The organism is Bradyrhizobium genosp. P, from assembly GCF_049949265.1.
Classification (GTDB): Bacteria; Pseudomonadota; Alphaproteobacteria; order Rhizobiales; family Xanthobacteraceae; genus Bradyrhizobium.
The window spans coordinates 5,873,980-5,898,219 of record NZ_CP188195.1 but is presented as its reverse complement, the minus strand read 5'-3'; the positions used below and the strand labels follow the sequence as shown (position 1 = coordinate 5,898,219).

The following is a 24,240-nucleotide window of genomic DNA, read 5'->3' as shown; positions in this document are numbered from 1 at the left end:
CGGCGCTTTGCGGACTCAAACCAGACATCCCCTGAGGTCTGAAAAGTGCCGCCAATAGGCGACATCGCCGGGCGCGATCTGTGGGTTCAACTCACCACGTATAAGGCAAGGTGCCGCTGCCGCCATAGGTTTGCGAGGTTTGTGGATTTACAGAAGAACGAAGCGGGTTGCACCGACGGCATTGTGGCGGCTACCGTTGAAATTCTCTGCCTGGAAGGCCTGTCGGTTGTACGATTTCCTAGAGATTGTCGGACTTTCGATTGGCGTCAGCCTGGCGGCGACGGCGGTCGCGGCGGCGGCCAGTCTACCCCTCGGGACTATGCTCGCGATTTTTTCGTTTCGCGGACGGCGGCTGGTTGTGATTCTGATCAATGCGTTTTTCGGTCTGCCGCCGGTTGTCGTCGGGTTGATTTTGTACCTGGCGCTTTCTCGTTCGGGACCGCTCGGCTTTCTTGAATTGCTCTTCACCCCGACCGCCATGGTGATCGCACAGACGATCCTTGCAATTCCGATTATCACCGCGCTGGTGCATCGCGCCAGCGAACGGGCCTGGGCGCGCTATGACGACGAGCTGACCAGCGACGGCGCGACCCGATTGCAGGCTGTTCCGCAAATCCTGATGATTATTCGCGCCGACCTTGTGACAGCCGTTTTGGCCGGGCTCGGTCGAACCGTCTCGGAAGTCGGGGCGGTGATCCTTGTCGGCGGCAACATCCGCGGGCTGACCAGAACGATGACGACGGCTATTGCACTGCAAACAAGTCAAGGAGATCTGGCGCTGGCGCTGGCACTTGGAGCGGTATTGGTTGGCATAAGTATCTCGATCAGCGCGACGGTCTTCGCATTGGCGGGACCGGCAAGAACAGCGGGTAGCGACGAAGTATGAAAATCCGGTTTGTATTGGCGCTTATCGCGACCATCGGCACGATCCATGCCGGTTCGGCCGCCGAACAATCCATCGTTCTGGCATCGACGACTTCGGTCGAAGCCTCCGGGCTGTTGGCTGACATTGTTCCTCAGTTCACAGCCAAGACAGGCATTACGGTCAACGTGGTTGCGCAGGGCACGGGCAAGGCGCTCGACACCGCGCGCAGGGGCGATGCCGATCTCTTGCTGGTTCACGATCCAGAAGCCGAACAACAGTTCATGGATGAAGGCCACGGCTCAACGCGGCGGCAAATCGCCTGGAACGACTTTATCATCGTTGGGCCTTCCGCCGACCCTGCGCATGTAAAGGGCGGCAATGATAGCGTCGCAGCCTTGAAATCTATTGCATCGGCCCAAGCGCCATTCGTTTCGCGTGGCGACAAGAGCGGTACGAATGCGGCGGAGCTGCGGCTTTGGAAAATTGCCGGTCAAACGCCGGATACCCTCAACAAGGAAAAGTGGTATCGGGACATCGGCGGCGGCATGGGCCAAGCCCTCAATGCGGCGAGCGCGATGGATGCCTACACCCTTTCCGACCGTGGCACGTGGCTCAGTTTCAATAACAAAGGACCGCTGGTCGTCGCCATCGAGGGCGACCCGCGCCTGACCAATCGTTACGACGTGATCGAATTGAGTCCGCAAAAACATGCGGGCGCAAAGCTTGCGATCGCCAAGGTATTTGCGGATTGGCTGGTTTCATCCGAAGGCCAGCAAGCCATCGGCGCGTATCAGGTGAACCGTCAGAAATTGTTCAACCCTTCTGCCGGCTCGCCAAAGTGATATCTTCCAACTTTGGGCCAAAGGTTTAACCTTGAGGTAGCCGAGCCGACTGTTCAGTAGCCCTGGACCTCGTTCGGCTAGGGTCGGCGCGTGACTTACGGCTCGCGTCGAGCCGCTTTTTTTCTAAGGATGACTCCGCAGGAATTCTTGTTCTAATCCGCTAAGGCTCGCCAGCAGTCCGCGGGCACTGCCCAAATAGCCTCATTCCGGCCTTGGGGGCCTGCGCTTGCTCGCTCTGTTCTTCGGCATCATCTCGCTACTCTATGCGACCGTAGGCCAAGCGGGCGGAACGGCGTTTCTGGCGTTGATGGCATTTGCCACCTTTCCGTCGACAGAGATGCGGCCTACGGCGCTGGCGCTCAACATCTTGGCCGCTGCATACTCGACGTGGGTCTTCAACCGCGAAAAAGTAGTCGATTGGAGAAAGCTGCGGCCGTTTCTGCTTTCGTCGCTACCGACGGCGCTCGTCGGCGGATTTATCGTGCTGGACGAACGCGTCTACAAGACGACGACGGGCGTCGTGCTGCTTCTGGCCGGCGCCGCGATGGTCTTGCGTCGCGGCGGTGCAGCCCCTCTGGATCACGAATGCCCGCTATGGGGCGGCGTGAGCGTGGGGGCCGTCGTTGGACTGATCTCGGGCCTCACCGGCGTCGGAGGCGTTCCTGGCGCCGACGCTCATCGCCCTTCACTGGGCTTCTCCGAAGCAAACCGCCGCCCTATCCGCACCCTTCATCTTGGCCAACTCAGCCGTTGGCCTGATCGGCGTCCTTCTTGCCGGGCAGTTTCCCTCGTCTCACTTCGTCCTGTACGGTTTGGCGGTATTGGGCGGCGCGATCATCGGAACAGTGATCGGCCTGAGGTGGCTCTCCCAAACCGCTACACGATACGTTCTCGCTACCATTCTGCTGGCGGCCGGTATCCAGCTTCTTGATTTCGGTTAGCCTTCACACCCGGGAAATGCCCAGCGGTAGCTGCACCCTCGCGCAGTTTCTTTATCGGCACACAGTCGGGGGAGTCCCAGAAGGCGTGGATGGCTTCCATCGTGGGAAATTCAAACATCACCACCGATCAACGAGAGTAGCAGTTTTTTTGTTTCGATAATTCTAGAAATATAGTTGGCAGGTCGGCTGGCCCGATTCATACAGAAGGCTATGAGAATAGACGAAGCAGCGTCGCGCCTCGAAGCCCTCGGTAATCCGACGCGGCTCAGGATCTATCGCGCCCTCGTTCGGGCAGGGCGGGCGGGCATGCCGGTCGGCCGTCTGCAGGAGAAGCTCAAGGTCGCTCCATCGACGCTCTCCCATCACATAAAATCGTTGGTGTTCGTCGGCTTAGTTTCCCAGGTGCGAGAAGCAGCGACGCTCGTCTGCCATGCCAACCACGACGCCATGCAGGGCCTGGTCGATTTCCTCGTCGCGGAGTGCTGCGCAGACGAGACGGAATGCGACGATACAAAGTCCGCCGCTTAGAGTTTTTGGGATCAATAATTCGAACATTCTGGAAATACAGGAGTATGAAATGACCAAGAACGTTGCGATTGTGGGAGCGGGGCCGGTGGGATTGGCCGCTGCGGCTCACGTCATGGAACGAGGAATGACGCCTATCGTTCTCGAATCTGGCACTTCTGCCGGTCATGCCGTACGCCAGTGGCAGCACGTCCAACTCTTCTCGCCCTGGGAGTACAATGTTGATAAAGCGGCCGCGCGATTGCTCGACGCCACGGGCTGGAATTCGCTGGACCCGCACGTCTACCCGACTGGCGCCGAATTGCTTGAGCGATTTCTGGATCCGCTTGCCGCGAAGACTCCGCTGAAGGATCACATCCTGACTTCGAGCGAGGTCACCGGCATAAGCCGCCGAGGCTTCGACAGACTGAAGACCAAGGGCCGCGAAGACGCGCCCTTCGAAATTCGATATCGAAATACGGCTTATACTGGAGGTCTGGGAGAAAGGGTGGTCCGCGCTAACGCGGTCATCGACGCTTCCCACTCAGCGATAGGGACTCTGACCGACTTGGCCGAGTTGAGGGTCAGGCACCCGGAACCGACGTCGTTTGGCTGCTGCGTGGCGACAATCCGGCAAAAGCCTTCGGCGGCGGCGCCAACGACAAACTGGCAGCTCGTGGAGAACTTGGATCTGTCTTCGCGGCATTGGTCGCCGCAGGCAAGATCAGGGTCGAGCCGGCATTCCGCACCACCCACGTAAGCATTGACGGCGAACGGCTGAGGATTGCGGCTGGATCGGCTTGCTGTGGCCGCAACGTCGTAGCCGATGAACTTATCGTCGCCACGGGAGTTCGTCCGGATTTCAACTTTCTGCGTGAGCTTCGCATCCAGCTTGATTCTGCGATCGAATGCCCTATCGCACTTGCGCCGCTGACTGACCCAAACGAGCGTAGCTGTGGAACGGTCTGGCCGCATGGCGCCCGCGAGCTGGCGCAACATGAACCGGGTTTTTATTTCGCCGGCATGAAGAGCTACGGCCGGGCGCCGACCTTCCTTATGATCACGGGCTATGAACAGGTGCGCTCAATCGCCGCCGACATTGCCGGCGACCGGGAAGCGTCGGAACGCGTCGAACTGGAACTGCCCGAGACCGGCGTCTGCACACGCGGCGGCGTGGAGGGCGGAGCGTCCGCGTCTGGATGCTGCGGAGGTCCGGCGCCCGCAAGCGTAGATGCTTGTTGCGTGCAAGACGCCGACGCCAAGGCTGTCGGCAAGTCGGGATGCGGATGTTCGTAAACATGAACGACCGTCAATTGCCTGTCATCGTCGGGCTGGGCACGACTACGCTCGCGTGGGCGTCGTGCTACTACCTGCCGGCTATTCTTGCGGATCCGATCGCGCGCGACCTCGGCATTTCGACCAATTGGTTCTTCGCGGCATTCTCCGGATCGCTGGTGATATCCGGATTGCTGGGCCCCCGGGTCGGCCGACAGATCGACCGCGTCGGCGGCCGCCAGGTGCTGGCGGCGTCCAACATCATCCTGGCTGCGGGGCTCGCGTTGCTTGGCGCGTCGACCTCGGTGTGGATGATGTCCAGCGCCTGGCTGCTGCTTGGGATCGGCATGGGTCTCGGACTCTACGATGCGGCGTTCGGCGCACTCGGTCGTATCTACGGCGATAACGCCCGCAAGGCCATCACCGGCATCACGCTGATCGCTGGCGTTGCCAGCACCGTCGGTTGGCCCCTCAGCACGCTCGGTCTCGAGACCATCGGATGGCGGGAAATGTGCTTCGCCTGGGCCGCCGCGCATATGCTGATCGGACTTCCGCTCAACATGTTGCTACTGCCCGCGACGGTACCGGAGCGGCGGACCGTCGGCCCCGTCGTCAAACCGCATATCCCGATCGATCGCACGATGGTGCTGCTGTCGTTCGCCTTCGCCGCAGCCTGGACGGTGACCTCAGCGATGGCGGCCCATCTGCCGCGCATCGTGGAGGCATTCGGTGCTACGCCGGCGCAGGCGTGTTCGCTGGCATGATGATCGGACCGGCACAGGTGGCGGCGCGCATTCTCGAAGCCAGCACGTTGAGCAGATTTCACCCGCTGTTCTCGACACGTCTCGCCTGCATTACCCACCCCATTGGGGCCTGCGTCATCGGCATTTTCGGAGGAGGCGCCGCGGCGGCGTTTGCGCTCCTGCACGGCGCCGGAAACGGCATCCTGACGATCGCGCGCGGCACCCTGCCGCTGGCCATCTTCGGTCCGGAAAACTATGCCTACCGGCTCGGTCTCATCGGGGCGCCCTCGCGCATCGCGCAAGCGCTGGCCCCTCTGGGGTTCGGTCTACTGATCGAATCGATGGGGCGCGGCGTGGTTGCGGTTTCGTCCGTTCTGAGTTTGTCGGCGTTGCTGGCTCTGATGTTGTTACCGCACGGGCATCATCAAGCCGCGGAAGCTGTATCGCCGACGAAGTGATTGTCGCCAGCAACAGCGGCGTACCCGTGTGCGGCTCAGAGATATGTCGCTGGCCCCATTGCCGAGACCGTGAGCGAGGCCACTGCTGCCCCGATGATCATCCACAACGGCCGTTGGTTTTTCACATTTAATCGCTGTCGCGGCTGTCATGGAAACATCACGAAGACCGATTACATATTATGTCGATAAGTCTCGACAGTTCGACAACAAGGCACAGCGAAGGGGTGTTCCATGAGCGCAAGATTGTTTGCGGTCGCGTTAATGGCACAATGTGTCGGCTACACCAGCGCTTATGCCTTGGATCAGCAACTCCCGAACTATGTTCCGATGCAGGGTACCGCTGGCTCTCTGAAGTCGGTCGGCTCTGATACGCTCAAAAACGAAATGGAGTTGTGGGCCACAGGGTTCATGGCTGTTTATCCCGGCGTCAAAATCGATGTCGATGCCAAGGGCTCGGCGACCGCGCCGCCCGCACTGCTTGAGGGAGCGGCTCAATTCGCGCCGATGTCCCGCCCCATGAACAGCGTGGAGCTTGACGCGTTCAAAACAAAGTACGGCTATCCGGTCCTACAGTTTCGCGTCGCGGTCGATGCGTTGGCGGTCTACGTCAATAAGGCAAATCCGATCCCGTGCTTGTCGATAGCCCAATTGAACCGGATTTTCTCATCCTCCCGTGTTGCGGCTTTCGGGCCGGATATTGCCCTGTGGGGCGACGCAGGCTTGACGGGAGAGTGGGCCGCCAAACCCATAATTGTCTACGGCCGCAACGAACTATCGGGTACCTACGCGTTCTTTCAGGAGATGGCACTGTACAGTGGAGACTACAAAAAAGACGTCAAGCTGCAGCCCGGTTCGGAAGCCGTAGTCCAAAACGTCGCGAACGACCGGTTCGCGATCGGCTATTCCGGAATCGGATACAAGACCGAAGGGGTGCGCACTGTTCCGCTGTCCGCCGTGCAGGGTGGGCAATGCTTTGATACGTCCGAGGAAGCAACCTATTCAGGCAAATACCCGCTAGCTCGCTACCTCTATATTTATCTGAACAAGAAGCCTGACCAGCCACTCGATCCCCTGCGCAGCGAATTCATAAAATATATCTTGTCCAAGGATGGGCAGATCCAAACTGAAAAAGGTGGCTTCTTCCCGATCGCAAACGATATTCGCGAGCAGGAACTTAGAAAATTGGGAATTTCGAGCCCGTCGCATTGATCCCGTCCCAGGGACGCATCTTGCCTGCATTATCCATCTCTTCGGTGCGTACCGTCATCGGATGTTAGGGGAGGTGCGCGGCGGCATTCGCTCTTCTGCACGATGCCGACAACGGTATGCTGACGATCGTGGATCGCGCGGATAATGAAGAGGCCGCCTACTGGGGCGACCAAGGGTGTTCGTGGTCACCGCGCCGAACAGGTATCATCGATGATCAAGGAGGGATTGATCTTCCTTGCGAGGGTTGCTTGCTCGCGCGAATGAGGCGCCTAAACCTTCGCAGCTTGGGATCGGCCGGAAGATACGCCCTGACATGACCTTTTCGTGCGATGCGCCCGCCGAATCTACGATCGAAGCTTGGTGGGTCTAGGCGTGTGCGAAGCGCAGCGCTAAGCAGATATTGTGATCGCTTGTTGGATCCCCACGCCGGAATTGTCGACCGAGGAGCTCGGTACAGCTTGACCGTTACCAGTACTGCAATGCTGTACCGAACCAGGTGACGTCAGGGACCATGCCGGCAAATCGGTGATTTCAACGCTTTGAAAAGAAAGGAAAATCTCTTAGTTAAAACGCTTCGATCCTTTGTCGGTCCAAACATAAGAAGAGGCGACTATTTCCCATAATTCAAGTGAAAACAATAACTTAGGTCGACGCTTCAGTGTCGCGCCCATGATGGATTGGACCGACCGGCATTGCCGCGTCTTCCATCGCCTGATGTCGCGGCGGGCGCGGCTTTATACCGAGATGCTGACGACCGGCGCGGTGATCCGCGGTGATCGGGCGCGGCTGCTCGGGTTCGACATGAGCGAGCATCCGGTGGCGCTGCAGCTCGGTGGCTCCGATCCGCGCGATCTCGCCACTGCCGCTGTCATTGGCGAGGATTTCGGCTATGACGAGATCAATCTCAATGTCGGTTGTCCTTCCGATCGCGTGAAGGATGGCCGCTTCGGCGCCTGCCTGATGGCCGAGCCGGCGCTGGTTGCCGACGGCGTCGCGGCGATGAAGCGGGCTGTGAAAATTCCGGTCACGGTGAAATGCCGGATCGGCATCGACGATCAGGATCCCGAAATTGCGCTCGACGTGTTGGCGCGGGGCGTGATCGCTGCCAGTGCGGATGCGCTGGTTGTGCATGCCCGCAAGGCCTGGCTCAACGGTTTGTCGCCGAAGGAGAACCGCGACATCCCGCCGCTCGATTACGACCGCGTCTACCGCCTCAAGGCGGCGTTGCCGGAGGTGCCCATCATCATCAATGGCGGCATCACGAGCCTGGCCGAGGCCAAGCAGCACCTGTCGCACGTTGATGGCGTCATGTTGGGGCGGGCGGCCTATCAGGAGCCGTGGCGGCTGCTCGCGGTCGACCCTGATTTGTTTGGCGAGGTGGCGCCACACGCCACGATGAAGGACGTGTTCGCGGCGATGATGCCCTACATCGAGGCGCAGCTGGCGCAGGGGACGCGGCTGCATGCCATCACGCGGCATTTCGTCGGCGCATTCCACGGCGTCCCCGGCGCACGCGCGTTCCGCCGCCATCTGGCGGAGAACGGCGTCAAGCCCGGCGCGGGCGCAGACGTGCTGCGCGATGCGATTGCGCTGGTCGACGAACGCGCGGCGGTGTCGATCGCCGCCTGAGCGGACGCCGTTCGAGCACAATCTCGACCTTACGGCCACGACCCGTTGTCACTGAATGAAACGCCGGAGATTTGGCTTGTTGTCCCAGTGGACGACAACACTTCATAGGTTTACACCACGGCTGGCGGCGGGGGCAGCCAGCACGAGGAAGTGACGATGGCGCCAAAGTCCCGGGGAAACCTGAACGTTCTACTGCCCTGCTTTGTCGTCCTCGGCATCATGTTCGGTCTGGTGGCCTATGCGCCGCAGCTTTACCGCGCATTCTGCGGGGCGACCGGATACGGCGGAACGACGCAGCGGGCCTATTCTGACCCGACCACCACTTCAGAGAGAACCGTGACGGTTGCGTTTGACAGCAATGTTGCGCCGAATTTGCCGTGGCGCTTCGAGCCTGAGCAGCGCTCGGTAACAGTCCATCTCGGTGAACAAAAGCTGGTGTTCTTCAGCGCCGAAAATCTCAGCAATGAATCGATCGTTGCGCATGCGACGTTCAACGTCACCCCGGAAACCAGCGGTGCCTATTTCAACAAGATCCAATGCTTCTGTTTCAACGAGGAACGCCTCGATCCGCATCAGAAAGTCGAAATGCCCGTCGTGTTCTACGTCGATACGGCGTTTGCGCAAGATTCCGACGATGCCCACGTCGATACGATCACGCTCAGCTATACCTTGCTGCGTTCAGTGAACCCCGATCAGGCCAAGAATCTTGCGCGGTTCGAGCCCAACGCCGCGCCGGATGCCGTCCATGGCGAGCAGCTTTTCACCGAGCGGTGCACCGCGTGTCACGCGATCGATAGCAACAAGACCGGGCCCATGCTCGGCGGGGTGGTCGGCCGCCGGGCCGGCTCGGCCTCCGGCTACCACTATTCACCCGCGCTGGCGAGCGCGGGCCTCACCTGGTCGACCGACAATCTCGATCAGTGGCTGGCCGACCCCAAGAAATTCGTGCCTGGCGTACGCATGCCGGTTCGTGTGCTCGATGCTCCGTCTCGCCGCGACATCGTCGCGTATCTGCAGCAAGCGAGCCAGCAGCACCGCGATCCGATCAAGGTGAAGGCGGCCGCGCCAAGCGGCGAGTATTAAGGCAATTCAGTTGCTGCGGCCTTCACCCGGTCAATAGTCTTCCGGGCATGATGCGATGTTGCTCTGCGAGCATCAAAATGCTGCGCGGCAGCGAGCCGCCCGCTCTGGGAGCGACAGGCCGCATCACGGTTAGACGAATTGTGGATTTGTGCTGCAGGAGGAGTGGGGCATCCTGCCGCACCGGAGCGCCGCGGCAACCGCTTCCTGCGATGCAGGAAGAATAGAGAGAGCCGTCTCGCGCGCCCAATTCCAAACAGCGATGTCAAATCGCCCCAGATCTCTGAGATGGAAATCTCTTTGCGGTCATCGGGTCGGCAGGAGTGACTTTGTCTTGATGCAATAACGTCAGCGAAAAAACGACAAAACCGGGAGGTCTGGAATGGCTACGATTCGATGGTCGATCAATCGTCGCGCGCTCATCAAGTCCGGAATTGCTCTGGCCGGCAGCCAGGCGATCGGCGCGCCCTTCATCGTCAAGTCGCTTGCCGACGAGCCGGTCAAGATCGGAATGGTCAATCCCCTGACCGGAGTGCTGTCCGCGCTGGCGCAAAGCGAGGTCGATGGCGCCCGATACGCCGAGGCCGAAATCAACAAGAAGGGCGGGATTCTGGGCCGCCAGGTTCAGCTCCTCGTCGAAGATTCCGCGAACGACGTCGGCACCGGCGTGCAGAAGACCCGAAAACTGATCGATCGCGACAATGTCGCCGTCATCCTCGGCGACGTGAATTCCGGCATTGCCTATGCGATGTCGCAGGTGACCAACGAGAAGAAGGTGTTTCACATTGTTCCCGGCGGTCACACCGATCCGATCACCGGCACGAACTGCAAATGGAACGTGTTCCGCATCTGCAACACCACCACGATGGATGCCAACGCGGTCACGCCTGAGTTGGTGAAGAAGTTCGGCAAGAAGTGGTTCTTCATTACGCCGGACTATGCATATGGTCACACCTTGCAGGACGCCTTCGTAAAGGCGCTCGCGAAGGCCGGCGGTACGTTCGAGGGCGACATGCTCCCGATCAACAACACCGATTTCTCCGCGACGCTGATCAAGGCGAAGGCCTACAAACCGAACGTCCTGCTCAACAACATGGGCGGCCTGACGCAGATCAATTGCATGAAGCAGTTCACGCAATTCGGAATGCAGAAGGAAATGGCCCTCGGCGGTGCGCTGTTCGAGCTGGAAAGCATCAAGGGATGTCCGCCCGACGCGCAGGCCGGTTGGTGGACCATGGAGTGGTGGTGGAATCAGCCCGACATGCCCGAGGTCGTCAAGTTCGTGAGCGATTACCGCGCGGCAACCAAGAAGACGCCGTCCGCGCGCGACTGGTTCGGGCATGTCGCGATGCATACGGTCCGGATTGCGGCGGAGAAGGCGAAATCGCTGGAAGGCCCGAAACTGGCGAAGGCGCTCGAGGATCTCGAGCTACCGCCGGACGTTGCGTTGCAGCCGGGAAAGGTGCGCTACCGCGCCGGAGATCATGAGCTGATGCCGAACATTTTCGTCGGGGAAGTGCATCCGCCCAAATCTGCACCGGACGACGTCTTCACGACCGCAGCGCTCGTCCCGGGCGACCAGGCCGCGGGCTCGGTGGCGGACACCGGTTGCAAAATGGTGGAGCCGTCCTGACGGACCTAGAGCGTTTTCGAGCGAAGTGGACACCGGTTCGCGTGAAGAAAACGCGTCAAAACAAGAATCTAGAGCTTCGGTTCTGATTCAATCAGAACCGAAGCTCTAGAGCTGAAAAATCGGCAGCACCGAGGGCGGGATGTTCCAGGTCATATTGTTCAACGTCACCAATGGTCTCATCATCGGTGCATTCTACGTGCTGATGGCGCTGGGCTTGTCGCTGATCCTCAATCTCAGCAACGTCATCAACTTCGCCCACGGCAACTTCCTGGCGCTCGGCGGCTATCTTGCTTTCACGTTGTCGCCGGCGCTGGGTTACTGGGGCGCGTTGCTGGTCTCGCCGCTGATCACGGCGCTGATCGGTCTTGCGGTCGAGCGGTTGATGATCCGGCGGGTCTACAACCGGGATCCGGTCTACAGCCTGTTGCTCACGTTCGGATTTGCCTTCGTGATGCAGGATGCCGCCCGCTATATCTGGGGACCGAATGGACTGCCGCTCGGATTGCCCGACTATCTGTCGCAACCGATCAGCCCCACCTTGTTCTTCATCACCTGGTATCGCGTCTTCATGGTCGCGGTCGTCATCGTCGCGGTGCTCGGATTGTTCGCATTCCTGCGCTACACGCGGGTCGGCGTACGCATCCGTGCAGGCACGCTCGACCTCGAGACGGTGGCGTCGCTCGGGGTCAACATCAGCCTGTTGCGGACGTTCAACTTCGCGCTCGGCTGCCTGCTGGCGGGACTGAGCGGGGTGCTTGCGGCCGGGCAAATCGGCCTCAATCCCAACATGGGCGACGACCTGCTGATGCCGAGCTTCATCGCGATCATCGTCGGTGGTGTCGGCAGCTTGATCGGCACGCTGTTCGGCGGGCTGCTGATCGGGGTGGCGGCGGCGCTCACGACGGTCTTCTTTCCCACTGCGAGTGAGGCGGTGATCTATGCGATCATGATGATCGTGCTCCTTGTTCGTCCGCGAGGCCTGATGGGCGAGGAAGGAATGATGGCATGAGCACCGACGTCGGCGCGAGCGTGGCCGCCGCGACGGTCGGGGCAAAGCGGGAACCAGCCGTTCCGCGATGGGTCTTGCTCGTCGTCGTCTGGGCCGTTCTGATCGCGGTTCCCTATTGGCTCCCGATGCTCGGCGGTTACACCGCGCTCGCCGGGCGGGTGCTGGTCTTCGGGTTAGCTGCGACGGGCCTGAACCTGTTGCTGGGCTTCACCGGCGTCCTCAGTTTTGGCCACGCCGCCTATTTCGGGCTCGGCGCCTATGGCGCCGGCCTAACGTTGCGATATCTCGCACACAGCACTCCGCTCGCCATGCTGCTGGGAACGCTGCTCGGCGGATTGGCCGGTACCCTGTTCGGCCTTCTGATCGTGCGCCGCCGTGGCGTTTACTTTGCGATGTGCACGATCGCATTCGGGCAGCTCTGGTACTACCTCGCCTATAGCTGGAACGATTTCACCGGCGGCTTTGATGGCTTACGCGATTTTCATCGCGAGCCGATCGGATTTGGCCGGTTGTCGTTCGACATCACCGAAGGCAATAAATTCTATTTCTTCCTGCTCGCCGTGTTCGCCGTTGCCGTGGCGCTGATGGGCCTTCTGCTCCGGTCGCCGTTCGGTCATACCTTGCGGGCGATCCGGGAGAATGAGCGTCGGGCGCGCTTTCTGGCGATCCCTGTCGAACGCCAGATCTGGCTGTCGTTCTCGATCTCCTGCTTCTTCACCGCGCTTGCGGGCACGCTCTATGCGCTGCTCAACAATTTTGCCGATCCGCTGGCCTTACACTACACGCTTTCAGGTTATTTCGTCGTGATGTGCGTGATGGGCGGCATGCGAACGTTCTGGGGGCCGCTGGTCGGTGCGGCCGTGTTCGTGGTGCTGCAGGACTACATCTCGTCGATGACCGTGAACTGGATGTCCTTTGTCGGCGCGATTTTCGTGCTGGTCGTGCTGTTCTTCCCGCGCGGCTTGCTCGGCATGCGGCGCATGCGCGGATCGGTGTGACCATGCTCGAGATTCGCAACATCACGAAACGTTTTGGCAATCTGGTCGCCGTGAAGGACGTGTCGATGTCGGTCAAGATGGGCGAACTGCGCGCCATCATCGGCCCGAACGGGGCGGGCAAGACGACCTTCTTCAACATGATCAGCGGCTACTTTCCCCCGACCAAGGGATCGATCCTGTTTCAAGGCAAGGACGTGACACAGGTGCCGGCGCATCTGCGGGTCGGACTCGGGATGGGACGCACGTTCCAGATCACAGAGGTGTTTCCGGAACTGACCGTCCACGAGAACGTGCTCACCGCGGCCGAAGTCGCCGCAGGCCAGACGTTGCGCATGCTGCCGAATCGCGCCGACGCCAAGCTTGCCAACGACGTCGCAGCCGAAATGCTGGCGCTCGTGGGGCTCTCCGGCAAGGCAGACCGGCTGGTGGGCGAACTCTCCCATGGTGACCAGAGGACCACCGAGATCGCGATGGCGCTGGCGCAGCTTCCGCGTCTGTTGCTGCTCGATGAACCGACCGCCGGCATGGGTGACCAGGAGACGTATGAGATCACGGCTCTCATTCGCCGCCTGCACAAGGAAAGGAATTACACCATCGTGCTGATCGAGCACGACATGCGCGTGGTGTTTCACCTCGCCGATTACATCACGGTGCTCGATCAGGGCGGTCTGTTGGCCGAGGGGAGGCCAGACGAGATCGCAGCCTCGGAAGCCGTGCAGGCAGCCTATCTCGGAGAGAGCCAATGACGCCGCTGAAGATCGCGGGGCTGCAAACGTTCTACGGCAAGAGCCACATCCTTCACAATGTCGGCCTGACGGTGAACGAGGGCGAGATCGTCGTGCTTCTTGGCCGCAATGGTGCCGGCAAGACGACAACTCTCCGGAGCATCATGGGACTGACCCCGCCGCGTGACGGCAATGTGATGCTGTTCGGGACGGACGCGACCCGGATGTCACCCTATCGGGTGGCGGCACTTGGCGTCGGCTACGTGCCGGAAGGTCGCAAGATCTTCGCCAATTTGACGGTTGAGGACAATTTGCTGGTTCCGGTCGCGCGGCCCGGCCCGTGGACCACCAAGCGCGTGTTCGATACCTTTCCGCGCCTTGCGGAGCGGCGGCACAATCTTGGCCGCCAGCTCTCCGGCGGCGAGCAGGAGATGCTTTCGATCGCGCGAGCGTTGCTGCTCAATCCAAAGCTTCTTCTGCTCGACGAGCCGAGCCAGGGACTAGCCCCTCTGATCGTCAAGGAGGTCTTTCAAATCATTCAGGCTATGCGCAAGGAGGGGATCTCGGTGCTGCTGGTCGAGCAGAACGTTCGTGTCAGCCTCGCCGTCGCCGACCGCGCCTATGTGCTGGACGACGGTGCCATCATCTACAGCGGCAGCGCCGCCGAGCTCGCAAATGACGAGGAGCGCGTCCGCTCGATGGCCGGCGCCAGCGCGAAGGAATGGGCCACGAGCGACCACTAGCCCAAATCATGATCGCAATCTTCACAGCCAGGAGGGAATGATGCTCACTTTCGTCGAAGGACATCCCAACGCCGATGCCGTCGTATTCTACGTGATTGTCGCAATCACGATGGGCGTCCTGCTCTATCGCTTCCATCAGAGCCGAGTCTAAGCTTGAAAGTCTGAAGCTTGAAAGCCTGAGCTTGGCAGTCCGAGGCTCGCGCGAGCGCCGCCTCGGCGTGCCGCGAGGCTGACCGCGCGGCGCTAAAGCATGATGAGTTTAGATCGAGCTCAAACGGCGTCGAAGGTTCACCTCTCCCTTGGGAGAGGTCGATTTGCGCAGCAAATCGGGTGAGGGGTTACGGTCTATCAAGAAACAAGAGCCCTCACCGGCTTCGCGCCGACCTCTCCCCGCCGGGGAGAGGTGAACCAAAACCGCCGCGAACCGATTCGACCAAAGCTCATCTCGCTTTAGTCGATGGCCGTATGCGGGTGCCGATTGCGGCTTGTGGCACTGATGCTGCCGGTGACGTCGGGGTAGCCATTCAGCATCAGCTTGTCGGCGCGCACGCCCCAGCTTTCGAGCCGATCGAGGAAGCTCATGCCGAGCAGGTTGGTCTTCATCTGCCCGCGCTGCACCACCAGCGCCGGCACCGATTTCTCGACCAGCTTGCCGACGGCGAGCCGATCGAGCGTCAGCCGTGCCGCCTTGGTGTGACCGCCGGCGGTTTCGAGATCGACATTGTATTCGAGCATTTCGGTCGGCAGCCCGATCGCCTTCGCCGTCTCCCAGGTGAGCACGACCGAGGTCGCGCCGGTGTCGATCACCATCGGTGCGGTGACACCGTTGATCTTGGCGCGGAACGCGAACTCGCCGCCCTGGCTGCGTGTGATCTGCACCGCGGGCACAGGGGCGGGGGGCGCAACGTTGTGGCCGAAAATTTGCCAGATGTTGTCCCTGGCGCGCGCAATCTGATCAGGGTCGCCATAGGTGACGACCGCGCCGGCGGTCGCCATCAGCAGCAGGACGATGAGGAGGATGCGACTCACGGCGCACCTCTTCGCATGGAAGGAGCGCTTAAAGCGTTTTCGAGCGAAGTGGATACCGGTTCGCGTGAAGAAAACGCGTCAAAACAAAAATCTAGAGCCCCGTTCCATCGGAACGGGAGAGGCTCTAGGCGCGTTTCGGACGCGGCTCCATGCGCTCGAGTCCGGCCTCCGCCATGCGCTCGGGCAACGTCGCCATGACAGCCAGACGTTCCGCGCTGTCCATCTTGTGCCAGCGCGCGATCTCCGGAAGCGTTCGCCCGCATCCGAAGCAAAGCTTGGTCCTGGGGTCCATCATGCAGACTGCGATACACGGCGTGTCTTGGCTCATTCCTGAAGTGTTGAACGGTTTCAGTCGCTTCTGCAACCCGCTAAAGCGCAATGAGATTGGGCGCTTTAGCGTCTCGTTTGAGCATGGTCTCTTCGGAAAACCGCTTCACACTTTTCCGGATCATGCTTTAACCTACAATCCGGTGCCGGCACTCATGATCGATTTGCGGCGAACGCTCTTGCGGTCGGCACCCGCCGTGGACTCCGGCTGCACCGGCGGCGCTTCCTCCACCATCGGCGCCAGTGCGCTCATCACTCGCTCCGGCGGGAAGGTGACGATCACCTCGGTGCCGATGCGCAGTTTCGACTTCAGCGTGAAGGTGCCGCCATGCATGTCGATCAGGCTCTTGGCGATCGGCAGCCCGAGCCCGGCGCCCTGTTCCGCCGACTTGATCGAGTTGGAACCTTGCCCGAACGAGGCCAGCACGATCGGGATCTCGTCCTCGGCGATGCCGCTTCCGGTGTCCTTGACGCTCAGATATTGCCCGCCGGACGCGGTCCAACCGACCTTGAGCCAGATCTCGCCGCCCTGCGGGGTGAACTTGATCGAGTTGGAAAGCAGGTTGAGCACGACCTGGCGGACGGCGCGCTCGTCGCCCCAGATCCGCGGCATGCCGTGCTCAAACACCTCGTGGATGGTGATGCCCCGGCTGGAGGCGCGCAGCTTCAACAGATGGTGGCAGTCGGCGACGACATGCACCAGCGCGACAGCCTCCTCGTTCAGTTCGTAGCGGCCAGCCTCGATCCGGGACAAATCGAGGATCTCGTTGATCAGATTGAGCAGGTGCACGCCGGAATTATGGACGTCGGCGGAGTATTCCTTGTACACCGGCACCGCATGCGCGCCGAAGATTTCGCTCTTCATCACCTCGGAGAAGCCGAGGATTGCGTTTAGCGGCGTCCGCAGCTCGTGGCTCATCTGGGCGAGGAAGCGCGACTTGGCGACGTTGGCGGATTCGGCGCGGTGCCGCGCTTCGTCCGAGATCGCCTTGGCCTGTTCCAGCTCGCCGATCAGCGCATCCTTTTCCGCGCGGGCCTCCAGCGTCGCCAACGTAGTCGAATGCAGGCGGTGGGCGAGCAGGGCGAAATAGCCTTCGGCGGCCAACGCAAGCAGCGCCAGCACATAATTATCGAACCCGCCGTTCAGCGAGAGATCGAGCGCGATCGCCACCGTCACCGGGACGGTCGCCGCAAGTGCTGCGATCGGCAGGCTCGCGGCCAGCATGCTGGACACCGCGATCACCAGCAGCATCAGGAACATCATCAGCGTGTTGGAGGCGAGGTCGCGGCCGGCGGGATGGATCAGGATCGCGGTCCAGCACAGGCCGTAGAGCAGATCGAGCAGCACGAAGCGTGTCCGCCATTTGCGGGTCGCCGCGAGCGAGGGCTGCTCGGCCAGGAAACGGGAGCAGGCGCGGATGATGGCGGCATGGACGCAGAGCATGCCGACGGTCCAGGCCGCCGCGATGGTCGGCTGCATCCACAGGCCAAACAGGAGGCCGGTTGCAACCACCAGCAGCATGACGACATAGGACGCCGACATCCGGGTCTGGGCGTATTGCCGGAGCAGCTCGGCGTCGAAGGCGGGGCGGGTTCCGCTGGTTGACGTTAACCGATCCCGCGCCTCGCGCACGCGCTGCTGGGCTGCGCGCCGGCTCTTCACCGGCGCGGCCAGCTGAGGTCCTGCCGGAAGCACTACAACTTCAGGCTTTTCAGCGGAATCACTCATAAACAACACAAACCCCGCTCGCGAACCGCGCGAGCTTTTGCATTGTCTATCTGTGCTCTCAAATCCTTAAGCGATGCCTTAAAGAGCTAAAGAAAGCCCTTAACGCGAGGTTAAATTAACCTTTCAAGTACCTCGCCCCGCAAGAGCAGGGCGAGGGAGATAACTAGCGCTGCAGCCGGGCCAGCAGACTCGACGTGTCCCAGCGCTTGCCGCCCATCTTCTCGACCTCGGCATAGAACTGGTCCACAAGGGCGGTGGCGGGCAGGGTGGCGCCGTTGCGGCGGGCTTCCGCGAGCGCAATCGAGAGGTCCTTGCGCATCCACTCGACCGCGAAGCCGAAATCGTACTTGCCCTCGTTCATGGTCTTGTAGCGATTCTCCATCTGCCAGGACTGCGCGGCACCCTTGGAGATGGTTTCGATCACGGCGGCGACGTCGAGGCCACTCTTCTTGGCGAAGTGGATGCCCTCCGACAGGCCCTGAACCAGGCCGGCGATGCAGATCTGGTTGACCATCTTGGTCAGTTGGCCGGCACCTGCCGGTCCGAGCAATTTGCACATCCGCGCATAGGCGCCGGTGATGATCGGCTCGGCACCGGCATAGGCGTCTTCGGCACCGCCGCACATCACCGTCAGCGCGCCGTTCTCGGCACCGGCCTGGCCGCCGGACACCGGGGCGTCGACGAATTTGAAGCCTGCCTTGGTGGCGGCGGCGTCAAGCTCGCGGGCGACCTCGGCGGAAGCGGTGGTGTGGTCGACGAAGGTCGCGCCCTTCTTCATGCCGGCGAACGCGCCGTCGGGGCCGATCGTAACCGCGCGCAGGTCGTGGTCGTTGCCGACGCAGCACATCACGAAATCCTGACCTTCGGCCGCCGCCTTCGGCGTCGCCGCGGTCTTGCCGCCGAACTTGTCGGCCCATTCCTTCGCCTTTGCCGCGGTCCGGTTGTACACGGTGACCTCATGGCCGCCTTTTTTCACGAGGTGTCCCGCCATCGGGAAACCCATCACGCCGAGACCGAGAAAAGCGACTTTAGCCATGTCTGTTACCTTGTTATCTGTCTTGGTAATCGCCCCTCAAAGCCACGCCGGCAGGGCCGGGCGGCCGGGCATACCTTCCATCAGGGGAGCCGCACCATACCCCCTGCGCAGCCGAGGGCAACGGCTTCGTTGGGTGGTATCAGGCGGTTTTGTGGTAGGATCAGGCCACCAAAAGAACTTCACAAAAAAGGGAGTGTATCGCATGGGCGTGAGCGTGGGTGTGCTCGATCATTTCAATATCCGGACCCGGAATCTCGCCGATACGGTCCGGTTCTATGAGGACGTTCTGGGCCTCGAAAAGGGCGCCCGGCCGAACTTCGCCTTTCCCGGGGCGTGGATGTACAGCGAGGGCAAGGCGGTGGTGCATCTGGTCGATATTTCGAAGACCGACGAGGCGCAAAAGCCGGATTCCGGCGTTGTCCATCATGTCGCCTTCGCCAGCCAGGGCTTTGCCGGAATGAAGACGCGCCTGGAGTCCAAGGGCATGGCATTCGACTCGCGCCAGGTTCCCGGCGGCGATCTCTGGCAGATCTTCGTCGACGACCCCAACGGGGTCATGATCGAGCTGAACTACGAGGCTGCCAAGGAAGTGGGCGGCGCGGCCCCGTCCGAGCGCCGGGATGACGTCGGAGCGAGGTAGCCTTTTGCGCCGCAACGCTCTAATGGGTCGTCTCTTGAACTTTCCAGGAGATGCGCGGTGAGCGTGACGCAGCAACAGGTCCTCGAGTGCCTCGCCAAGGTGATGTCGCCGCGCGGCACAGCCCTAACCAACGCCAATGTGCTGTCGGCGATCACGGTCACCGACGGCAAGGTGTTCTTCTCGATCAATGTCGACGCTGCGGAAGCTCGCGCCTGGGAAAGCGTGCGTGCGCAGGCCGAAACGGCCGTGCGTGCAATCCCCGGCGTCAGCGTCGCGATGATCGCGCTGACTGCCGAACGCAGGGCGGGCGGTGCTGCGGCCGCGCCGCCGCCGCGTCCGGCCGGAGGCGTGCAGCCGGCATCGGCCCACCGCCACCCGCAGCCGGCCGGCGCCGCTTCGCCGATGGCGCGGCAGGCCGAGATCCCCGGGATCTCCGCGATCATCGCGGTCGCCTCCGGCAAGGGCGGGGTCGGCAAGTCGACCACCGCGCTCAACCTCGCACTCGGCTTGCGCGATCTCGGCCTGCGCGTCGGGCTGCTCGATGCCGATATCTACGGGCCGTCGGTGCCGCGGCTGACCGGCATTCGCGACAAGCCGCAGCTCGGCGACGACAAGAAGATGATTCCGCTCAACCGCTTCGGCCTGTCGATCATGTCGATCGGCTTCCTGGTCGAGGAGGACACCGCGATGATCTGGCGCGGGCCGATGGTGATGTCGGCGATCACGCAGATGCTGCGCGACGTCGCCTGGGGCACGCTCGACGTGCTGGTCGTCGACATGCCGCCCGGCACCGGCGACGCCCAGCTCACGCTGGCACAGAACGTCCCGCTAAAGGGCGCCGTCATCGTCTCGACGCCGCAGGACCTCTCGCTGATCGACGCACGGCGGGGATTGGCGATGTTCAAGAAGGTCAACGTGCCCGTGCTCGGCATCGTCGAGAACATGAGCTACTTCCAGTGCCCGCATTGCGGCACGCGCTCGGACATTTTCGGCCACGGCGGCGCCCGCCACGAGGCCGAGCGGCTCGGGGTGCCGTTCCTCGGAGAGGTCCCCTTGCACATGGCGATCCGCGCCACCTCGGATTCCGGAAATCCGGTGGTCGAAAGCGAGCCGGACGGCCCGCACGCGGCGATCTACCGCGCGATCGGCGCCAAGGTCCGCGAGCAGCTCGAGGGCGTCATCGCCGCGGGCTGAGGCTGCCTGTTATCGTGGCAGGCCGACAGGCTCCGGGGATCAGGCGCCAAAGCGGCCTTTCTGCACAGAAACTGTCGCCAGGAACGATTGCCGGATCGCTTCCAGCCTGTATGTTTGTCGGGACATCGCGGAATCAGGCCACTCCGTGAGTCCCGGGTGAGGTCGAGATTCCGGAAGGGCCGTGAGGCGACGATCAACATGGCAGCGGCACGCGAAGCAAAGCGGGAAGTCAAGAAAGAGAAAGAGCGCAAGCACCTCACGCGGGACAAGCGCGAGGAGGCCTCTCGTACGGCGTTCAACGTTGCGAAGAAATCCAACTCGCTGGGTGAAGCCGCGGCGACGGTCGCAAAGATGTTCGGCATCAGCTTCACCACAGCGCAGAGCTGGATCCGGCGCGGGCGACATTTGGCCACCAAAGCCAAGAAGGCGAGGGCGGCGACGCGGCGCTGATTGGTGGCTCATCCGGTGCTCGCGAGTGAGCCGGACGGTCTGCACGCGGCGATTTACCGCGCGATCGGTGCCGGGTTCGACGAGCAGCGCGAGGGCGTTATCGCCGCGGCCTGAACGGGTTTTTCCCGCGCAATTGCGGCCTCATCAGACTTTCGTTTAATCGGCGCGGTCATGCCATTGTCGCGTTTCCGAGCAGCAACTTCCGTGTTAAATGGCCCCAGCGAGAGCGCCCCGGCAGCCGTGCTGCGGGAGGAAACGCTTGCGGACACCGGGAAACGTCCCTCAAGGAGATGCCTTACGATGAAGCGTCGTGATTTTCTGAAAGTTTCTGCTGCCGGTGCTGCCGCGACGGCCGTTGCCTCGCCGGCGATCGCGCAGTCCTCGCCTGAAATCAAGTGGCGCATGACCTCGAGCTTCCCGAAGTCGCTTGACACCATCTATGGCGCCGGCGACCAGCTCGCGAAATACGTCGCCGAAATGACCGACAACAAGTTCCAGATCCAGGTGTTCGCGGCCGGCGAAATCGTACCCGGCCTGCAGGCGCTGGACGCGACCTCGAACGGCACCGTCGAGCTGTGCCACACCGTGTCCTACTACTATGTCGGCAAGGATCCGACGTTTGCGATCTACGCCTCGGTACCGTTCGGTCTCAACGCGCGCATGCAGAATTCCTGGTGGTACCAGGGGGGTGGCATGGAGCTCGGCAACGAGTTCTTCAAGAAGTTCGGCGTGATCGGCTTCCCCTGCGGGAACACCGGCACCCAGATGGGCGGCTGGTTCCGTAAGGAGATCAAGACGGTTGCCGACATGTCCGGCCTTAAATTCCGCATCGGCGGCATTGCCGGCCAGGTGCTGCAGAAGGTCGGCGTGGTGCCGCAGCAGCTCGCCGGCGGCGACATCTATCCGGCGCTCGAAAAGGGCACCATCGATGCTGCCGAATGGGTCGGTCCGTATGACGACGAGAAGCTCGGCTTCCAGAAAGTCGCGAAGTACTACTACTATCCGGGCTTCTGGGAAGGCGGCCCGATGGTGCACGCTTTCTGCAACCTCGAAAAGTGGAATGCGCTGCCAAAGAACTACCAGGCGATCCTGGCCAACGGGATGGCCAACGCCAACACCTGGATGGCGGCGCGTTACGACATGCAGAACCCCTCGGCCCTGAAGCGCCTCGTCGCCGGCGGCACGCAGCTTCGTCCGTTCACCAACGAAGTGCTCGAGGCCTGCCTCAAGGCGACCAACGAGCTGTGGTCCGAGATCTCGGCGAAGAACGCCGACTTCAAGAAGTCGATCGACGCCATGCAGGCCTACCGGTCCGACCAGTATCTGTGGTGGCAGGTCGCCGAATACACCTTCGACAGCTTCATGATCCGCTCGCGCACCCGCGGGTAGAGCCATAGCGTTTTCGAGCGAAGTGGATCCGGGTTCGCGTGAAGAAACGCGTCAAAACAAGAATCGGTTCTGATGTAATCAGAACCGAAGCCTTCCAAGGTTCGACTTAAGTAGCCCGGCCTTCGCGAGAAGGCCGGGCTTTTTGCGTCTGGCGCTCAGGTGACGGATGTTCCATGCTCGGACCCAAGCCTCGGCACGGAGGCGGCGCCTGATCGGTCATCGATCATGACGGCCAAAACAAGACAAAGTGGGCGCGTTGACGAAACAGTCGGCGTCCTGACGACACAACCAAAAAGGGGAGGGCTCTTATGAAGCGAAGAGATTTCATCAAGGTCACGGGTTTAGGCGTTGCAGGTGCGGCCACGGTTGCGGCGCCCGCGATCGCGCAGTCGATGCCCGAGCTCAAATGGCGCATGACCACGAGCTGGCCGAAATCGCTCGATACGTTGCATGGCGGCGCCGAGATCATGGCCAAGGTGGTCGGCGAAGCAACCGACAACAAATTCCAGATCCAGACCTTCGCCGCCGGCGAAATCGTGCCCGGCCTGCAGGTGCTCGACGCCGTGCAGAACGGCACGGTCGAGATGGGGCACACCGCGTCCTATTACTATTTCGGCAAGGACCCGACCTTCACGTTCGGCTCGTCGGTGCCGTTCGGGCCGAACTCGCGCCTCAACCAGGCCTGGTACATGTTCGGCGGCGGCAAGGAGCTGCTCAACGAGTTCTACAAAGGCTATAACGTCACCTCGCTGCTGGCCGGCAACACCGGCTGCCAGATGGGCGGCTGGTTCCGCAAGGAGATCAACACCGTCGACGATCTGAACGGCCTCAAATTCCGTATCGGCGGCTTTGCCGGACGCGTGATGCAGAAGCTTGGCTGCGTGCCGCAGCAGCTCGCCGGCGGCGACATCTATCCGGCACTCGAGAAGGGCACCATCGATGCGGCGGAGTGGGTCGGTCCCTATGACGACGAGAAGCTCGGCCTCTACAAGGTCGCGCCGCATTACTATTATCCCGGCTGGTGGGAAGGCGGCCCGATGCTGCTGGCGATGATCAACCTCGACAAATGGAATGCGCTGCCGAAATACTATCAGAGCGTTCTCGAGCAGGCCGGACATCTCGCCAACAACTGGATGATGGCGAAATACGACACGGTGAATCCGACCGCATTGAAGAAGCTGCTCGCCGGCGGCGCCAAGCTGCACGGCTTCTCACCGCCGATCATGGAGGCGAGCCTCAAGGCGGCAAGGGAGCTCCACGCCGAGGTTGCGGCCGGCAATGCCAACTTCAAGAAGGTTCTGGACTCACTGACGGCCTATTCCAGCACCGGCTACCAGTGGTTCCAGGTCGCCGAAGTCGGCTACGACAATTTCATGGCGCGCCACGCGCAGAGCTGATCGCGCCTTTCCGTCGTGAGCGGCATGAACAGGCGCCGCGCAGACTTCCGACACCATCAGGGGCAAGGCTGCAGCGATGAGAAACAGAAGCGTTGTGTGTTTCATCGTCGTCCTATCGTCACGCTTGCGAAGCTACCGGTCGTTCGGGCCTCATGGTGAATCAGGAGGTCCAACTCGATTGAGGAAAGGTACCGCTATTTCTTTTTCGCTTGCTTTGGCGGTGATGGTGGGAGAGTTGCTGCTCCACCCGGAGTAGTTCGAACCACCGGATTTTTCTGGACGTTGGGCCCGCCGAGATTGCTTTGCTTTTTCGGACCGCCGACTGCGCTTTGTGCGGCCGCGGATCCCGTCCAGATCGCCAAGAGAATAGCCGCGATTGTGAGTGTGTTTTTCAT

General features: G+C 61.5%; 22 protein-coding genes and 3 pseudogenes. 19 read left to right on the top strand and 6 right to left on the bottom strand.

Annotation, left to right across the window (positions count from 1 at the left end; translation table 11 throughout):
* Window positions 1-196 precede the first annotated feature (196 nt).
* The 3 genes and pseudogenes from ACP2YO_RS28620 to ACP2YO_RS28610 all read left to right on the top strand — a co-directional run bounded on the left by ACP2YO_RS28620 (window position 197) and on the right by ACP2YO_RS28610 (window position 2,648).
* Window positions 197-886 carry an ABC transporter permease gene (locus tag ACP2YO_RS28620; RefSeq protein ID WP_426434492.1) on the top strand — a complete coding sequence of 230 codons (690 nt, stop codon included), beginning with the start codon at window positions 197-199 and terminating at the stop codon, window positions 884-886.
* Entirely contained in the window at window positions 883-1,707 is an 825-nt protein-coding gene (locus ACP2YO_RS28615; RefSeq protein ID WP_426434491.1) for a substrate-binding domain-containing protein, read from the top strand. The genes ACP2YO_RS28620 and ACP2YO_RS28615 overlap by 4 nt, the downstream gene beginning before the upstream one ends.
* 226 nt (window positions 1,708-1,933) lie before the next feature.
* Window positions 1,934-2,648: pseudogene (locus ACP2YO_RS28610) on the top strand (sulfite exporter TauE/SafE family protein).
* Here the strand turns inward: ACP2YO_RS28610 and ACP2YO_RS28605 are convergent.
* Window positions 2,602-2,766 carry a DUF1330 domain-containing protein gene (locus tag ACP2YO_RS28605; RefSeq protein WP_426434490.1) on the bottom strand — a complete coding sequence of 55 codons (165 nt, stop codon included), beginning with the start codon at window positions 2,764-2,766 and terminating at the stop codon, window positions 2,602-2,604. The pseudogene ACP2YO_RS28610 and the gene ACP2YO_RS28605 sit on opposite strands and share 47 nt — an antisense overlap.
* Before the next feature lie 92 nt (window positions 2,767-2,858).
* On the opposite strand from ACP2YO_RS28605, the gene ACP2YO_RS28600 reads away from it, so the two are divergent.
* The 11 genes and pseudogenes from ACP2YO_RS28600 to ACP2YO_RS28550 all read left to right on the top strand — a co-directional run bounded on the left by ACP2YO_RS28600 (window position 2,859) and on the right by ACP2YO_RS28550 (window position 14,654).
* The gene (locus tag ACP2YO_RS28600) at window positions 2,859-3,176 is read left to right on the top strand and encodes an ArsR/SmtB family transcription factor (protein WP_426443334.1); all 318 of its coding nucleotides are present in this window, start codon (window positions 2,859-2,861) and stop codon (window positions 3,174-3,176) included.
* A 49-nt stretch (window positions 3,177-3,225) separates the two neighbouring features.
* A pseudogene (locus ACP2YO_RS28595) lies at window positions 3,226-4,448 on the top strand (NAD(P)-binding protein).
* A gap of 2 nt (window positions 4,449-4,450) precedes the next feature.
* Window positions 4,451-5,628 (top strand): annotated as a pseudogene (locus ACP2YO_RS28590) (MFS transporter).
* Window positions 5,629-5,859: 231 nt separating this feature from the next.
* On the top strand, window positions 5,860-6,837 hold the full coding sequence (locus ACP2YO_RS28585) for a PstS family phosphate ABC transporter substrate-binding protein (RefSeq protein ID WP_426434489.1): 978 nt from the start codon (window positions 5,860-5,862) through the stop codon (window positions 6,835-6,837).
* 669 nt (window positions 6,838-7,506) lie between these two features.
* On the top strand, window positions 7,507-8,466 hold the full coding sequence (dusA, locus tag ACP2YO_RS28580) for a tRNA dihydrouridine(20/20a) synthase DusA (RefSeq protein WP_426434488.1): 960 nt from the start codon (window positions 7,507-7,509) through the stop codon (window positions 8,464-8,466).
* 156 nt (window positions 8,467-8,622) lie between these two features.
* A complete protein-coding gene (locus tag ACP2YO_RS28575; RefSeq protein ID WP_426434487.1) occupies window positions 8,623-9,549 on the top strand; it encodes a cytochrome c oxidase assembly protein in 927 nt (308 codons plus the stop codon).
* Between the two features lie 379 nt (window positions 9,550-9,928).
* Window positions 9,929-11,179, top strand: a complete 1,251-nt coding sequence (locus tag ACP2YO_RS28570) for an ABC transporter substrate-binding protein (protein ID WP_426434486.1) — start codon at window positions 9,929-9,931, stop codon at window positions 11,177-11,179.
* Between the two features lie 139 nt (window positions 11,180-11,318).
* Complete coding sequence (locus ACP2YO_RS28565; protein WP_426434485.1) at window positions 11,319-12,188, top strand: branched-chain amino acid ABC transporter permease; 870 nt, start codon at window positions 11,319-11,321, stop codon at window positions 12,186-12,188.
* Window positions 12,185-13,186 carry a branched-chain amino acid ABC transporter permease gene (locus tag ACP2YO_RS28560; RefSeq protein ID WP_426434484.1) on the top strand — a complete coding sequence of 334 codons (1,002 nt, stop codon included), beginning with the start codon at window positions 12,185-12,187 and terminating at the stop codon, window positions 13,184-13,186. Before ACP2YO_RS28565 ends, ACP2YO_RS28560 begins: the two co-directional genes overlap by 4 nt.
* Window positions 13,187-13,188: 2 nt before the next feature.
* Complete coding sequence (locus tag ACP2YO_RS28555; RefSeq protein ID WP_426434483.1) at window positions 13,189-13,932, top strand: ABC transporter ATP-binding protein; 744 nt, start codon at window positions 13,189-13,191, stop codon at window positions 13,930-13,932.
* Window positions 13,929-14,654: an ABC transporter ATP-binding protein gene (locus tag ACP2YO_RS28550; protein WP_426434482.1), complete on the top strand. Its 726-nt coding sequence runs from the start codon at window positions 13,929-13,931 to the stop codon at window positions 14,652-14,654. Before ACP2YO_RS28555 ends, ACP2YO_RS28550 begins: the two co-directional genes overlap by 4 nt.
* 450 nt (window positions 14,655-15,104) lie before the next feature.
* Here ACP2YO_RS28550 and ACP2YO_RS28545 read toward each other — a convergent pair whose 3' ends face one another.
* From ACP2YO_RS28545 to ACP2YO_RS28530, 4 genes are all read right to left on the bottom strand, one after another.
* Window positions 15,105-15,683 (bottom strand): TIGR02281 family clan AA aspartic protease, encoded by a 579-nt coding sequence (locus ACP2YO_RS28545; RefSeq protein WP_426434481.1) that lies wholly within the window; start codon window positions 15,681-15,683, stop codon window positions 15,105-15,107.
* A gap of 124 nt (window positions 15,684-15,807) precedes the next feature.
* The gene (locus ACP2YO_RS28540; RefSeq protein WP_426434480.1) at window positions 15,808-16,011 is read right to left on the bottom strand and encodes a DUF1289 domain-containing protein; all 204 of its coding nucleotides are present in this window, start codon (window positions 16,009-16,011) and stop codon (window positions 15,808-15,810) included.
* A 132-nt stretch (window positions 16,012-16,143) separates the two neighbouring features.
* Window positions 16,144-17,739, bottom strand: coding sequence for a sensor histidine kinase (locus ACP2YO_RS28535; RefSeq protein ID WP_426434479.1), 1,596 nt, complete (start codon window positions 17,737-17,739; stop codon window positions 16,144-16,146).
* A 163-nt stretch (window positions 17,740-17,902) separates the two neighbouring features.
* Window positions 17,903-18,775 carry an NAD(P)-dependent oxidoreductase gene (locus tag ACP2YO_RS28530; RefSeq protein WP_426434478.1) on the bottom strand — a complete coding sequence of 291 codons (873 nt, stop codon included), beginning with the start codon at window positions 18,773-18,775 and terminating at the stop codon, window positions 17,903-17,905.
* A 202-nt stretch (window positions 18,776-18,977) separates the two neighbouring features.
* On the opposite strand from ACP2YO_RS28530, the gene ACP2YO_RS28525 reads away from it, so the two are divergent.
* The 5 genes from ACP2YO_RS28525 to ACP2YO_RS28505 all read left to right on the top strand — a co-directional run bounded on the left by ACP2YO_RS28525 (window position 18,978) and on the right by ACP2YO_RS28505 (window position 23,845).
* Window positions 18,978-19,415: a VOC family protein gene (locus ACP2YO_RS28525; RefSeq protein WP_426434477.1), complete on the top strand. Its 438-nt coding sequence runs from the start codon at window positions 18,978-18,980 to the stop codon at window positions 19,413-19,415.
* Between the two features lie 57 nt (window positions 19,416-19,472).
* Window positions 19,473-20,609, top strand: a complete 1,137-nt coding sequence (locus ACP2YO_RS28520) for an Mrp/NBP35 family ATP-binding protein (RefSeq protein ID WP_426434476.1) — start codon at window positions 19,473-19,475, stop codon at window positions 20,607-20,609.
* Window positions 20,610-20,807: 198 nt separating this feature from the next.
* Complete coding sequence (locus ACP2YO_RS28515; protein ID WP_426434475.1) at window positions 20,808-21,059, top strand: hypothetical protein; 252 nt, start codon at window positions 20,808-20,810, stop codon at window positions 21,057-21,059.
* Window positions 21,060-21,359: 300 nt separating this feature from the next.
* Entirely contained in the window at window positions 21,360-22,448 is a 1,089-nt protein-coding gene (locus ACP2YO_RS28510; protein WP_426434474.1) for a TRAP transporter substrate-binding protein, read from the top strand.
* Window positions 22,449-22,756: 308 nt separating this feature from the next.
* Window positions 22,757-23,845 (top strand): TRAP transporter substrate-binding protein, encoded by a 1,089-nt coding sequence (locus tag ACP2YO_RS28505; protein ID WP_426434473.1) that lies wholly within the window; start codon window positions 22,757-22,759, stop codon window positions 23,843-23,845.
* A gap of 194 nt (window positions 23,846-24,039) precedes the next feature.
* Here the strand turns inward: ACP2YO_RS28505 and ACP2YO_RS28500 are convergent, their stop codons facing one another.
* Window positions 24,040-24,240: a hypothetical protein gene (locus tag ACP2YO_RS28500; protein ID WP_426434472.1), complete on the bottom strand. Its 201-nt coding sequence runs from the start codon at window positions 24,238-24,240 to the stop codon at window positions 24,040-24,042.

What these genes read in the sequence shown, in the direction of transcription:
- ACP2YO_RS28615 (WP_426434491.1), top strand. Translation starts at nt 883, where the DNA reads ATGAAAATCCGGTTTGTATTGGCGCTTATCGCGACCATCGGCACGATC.
- ACP2YO_RS28605 (WP_426434490.1), bottom strand. Translation starts at nt 2,766, where the DNA reads ATGTTTGAATTTCCCACGATGGAAGCCATCCACGCCTTCTGGGACTCC.
- ACP2YO_RS28600 (WP_426443334.1), top strand. Translation starts at nt 2,859, where the DNA reads ATGAGAATAGACGAAGCAGCGTCGCGCCTCGAAGCCCTCGGTAATCCG.
- ACP2YO_RS28585 (WP_426434489.1), top strand. Translation starts at nt 5,860, where the DNA reads ATGAGCGCAAGATTGTTTGCGGTCGCGTTAATGGCACAATGTGTCGGC.
- dusA (WP_426434488.1), top strand. Translation starts at nt 7,507, where the DNA reads ATGATGGATTGGACCGACCGGCATTGCCGCGTCTTCCATCGCCTGATG.
- ACP2YO_RS28575 (WP_426434487.1), top strand. Translation starts at nt 8,623, where the DNA reads ATGGCGCCAAAGTCCCGGGGAAACCTGAACGTTCTACTGCCCTGCTTT.
- ACP2YO_RS28570 (WP_426434486.1), top strand. Translation starts at nt 9,929, where the DNA reads ATGGCTACGATTCGATGGTCGATCAATCGTCGCGCGCTCATCAAGTCC.
- ACP2YO_RS28565 (WP_426434485.1), top strand. Translation starts at nt 11,319, where the DNA reads ATGTTCCAGGTCATATTGTTCAACGTCACCAATGGTCTCATCATCGGT.
- ACP2YO_RS28560 (WP_426434484.1), top strand. Translation starts at nt 12,185, where the DNA reads ATGAGCACCGACGTCGGCGCGAGCGTGGCCGCCGCGACGGTCGGGGCA.
- ACP2YO_RS28555 (WP_426434483.1), top strand. Translation starts at nt 13,189, where the DNA reads ATGCTCGAGATTCGCAACATCACGAAACGTTTTGGCAATCTGGTCGCC.
- ACP2YO_RS28550 (WP_426434482.1), top strand. Translation starts at nt 13,929, where the DNA reads ATGACGCCGCTGAAGATCGCGGGGCTGCAAACGTTCTACGGCAAGAGC.
- ACP2YO_RS28540 (WP_426434480.1), bottom strand. Translation starts at nt 16,011, where the DNA reads ATGAGCCAAGACACGCCGTGTATCGCAGTCTGCATGATGGACCCCAGG.
- ACP2YO_RS28535 (WP_426434479.1), bottom strand. Translation starts at nt 17,739, where the DNA reads ATGAGTGATTCCGCTGAAAAGCCTGAAGTTGTAGTGCTTCCGGCAGGA.
- ACP2YO_RS28530 (WP_426434478.1), bottom strand. Translation starts at nt 18,775, where the DNA reads ATGGCTAAAGTCGCTTTTCTCGGTCTCGGCGTGATGGGTTTCCCGATG.
- ACP2YO_RS28525 (WP_426434477.1), top strand. Translation starts at nt 18,978, where the DNA reads ATGGGCGTGAGCGTGGGTGTGCTCGATCATTTCAATATCCGGACCCGG.
- ACP2YO_RS28515 (WP_426434475.1), top strand. Translation starts at nt 20,808, where the DNA reads ATGGCAGCGGCACGCGAAGCAAAGCGGGAAGTCAAGAAAGAGAAAGAG.
- ACP2YO_RS28510 (WP_426434474.1), top strand. Translation starts at nt 21,360, where the DNA reads ATGAAGCGTCGTGATTTTCTGAAAGTTTCTGCTGCCGGTGCTGCCGCG.
- ACP2YO_RS28505 (WP_426434473.1), top strand. Translation starts at nt 22,757, where the DNA reads ATGAAGCGAAGAGATTTCATCAAGGTCACGGGTTTAGGCGTTGCAGGT.
- ACP2YO_RS28500 (WP_426434472.1), bottom strand. Translation starts at nt 24,240, where the DNA reads ATGAAAAACACACTCACAATCGCGGCTATTCTCTTGGCGATCTGGACG.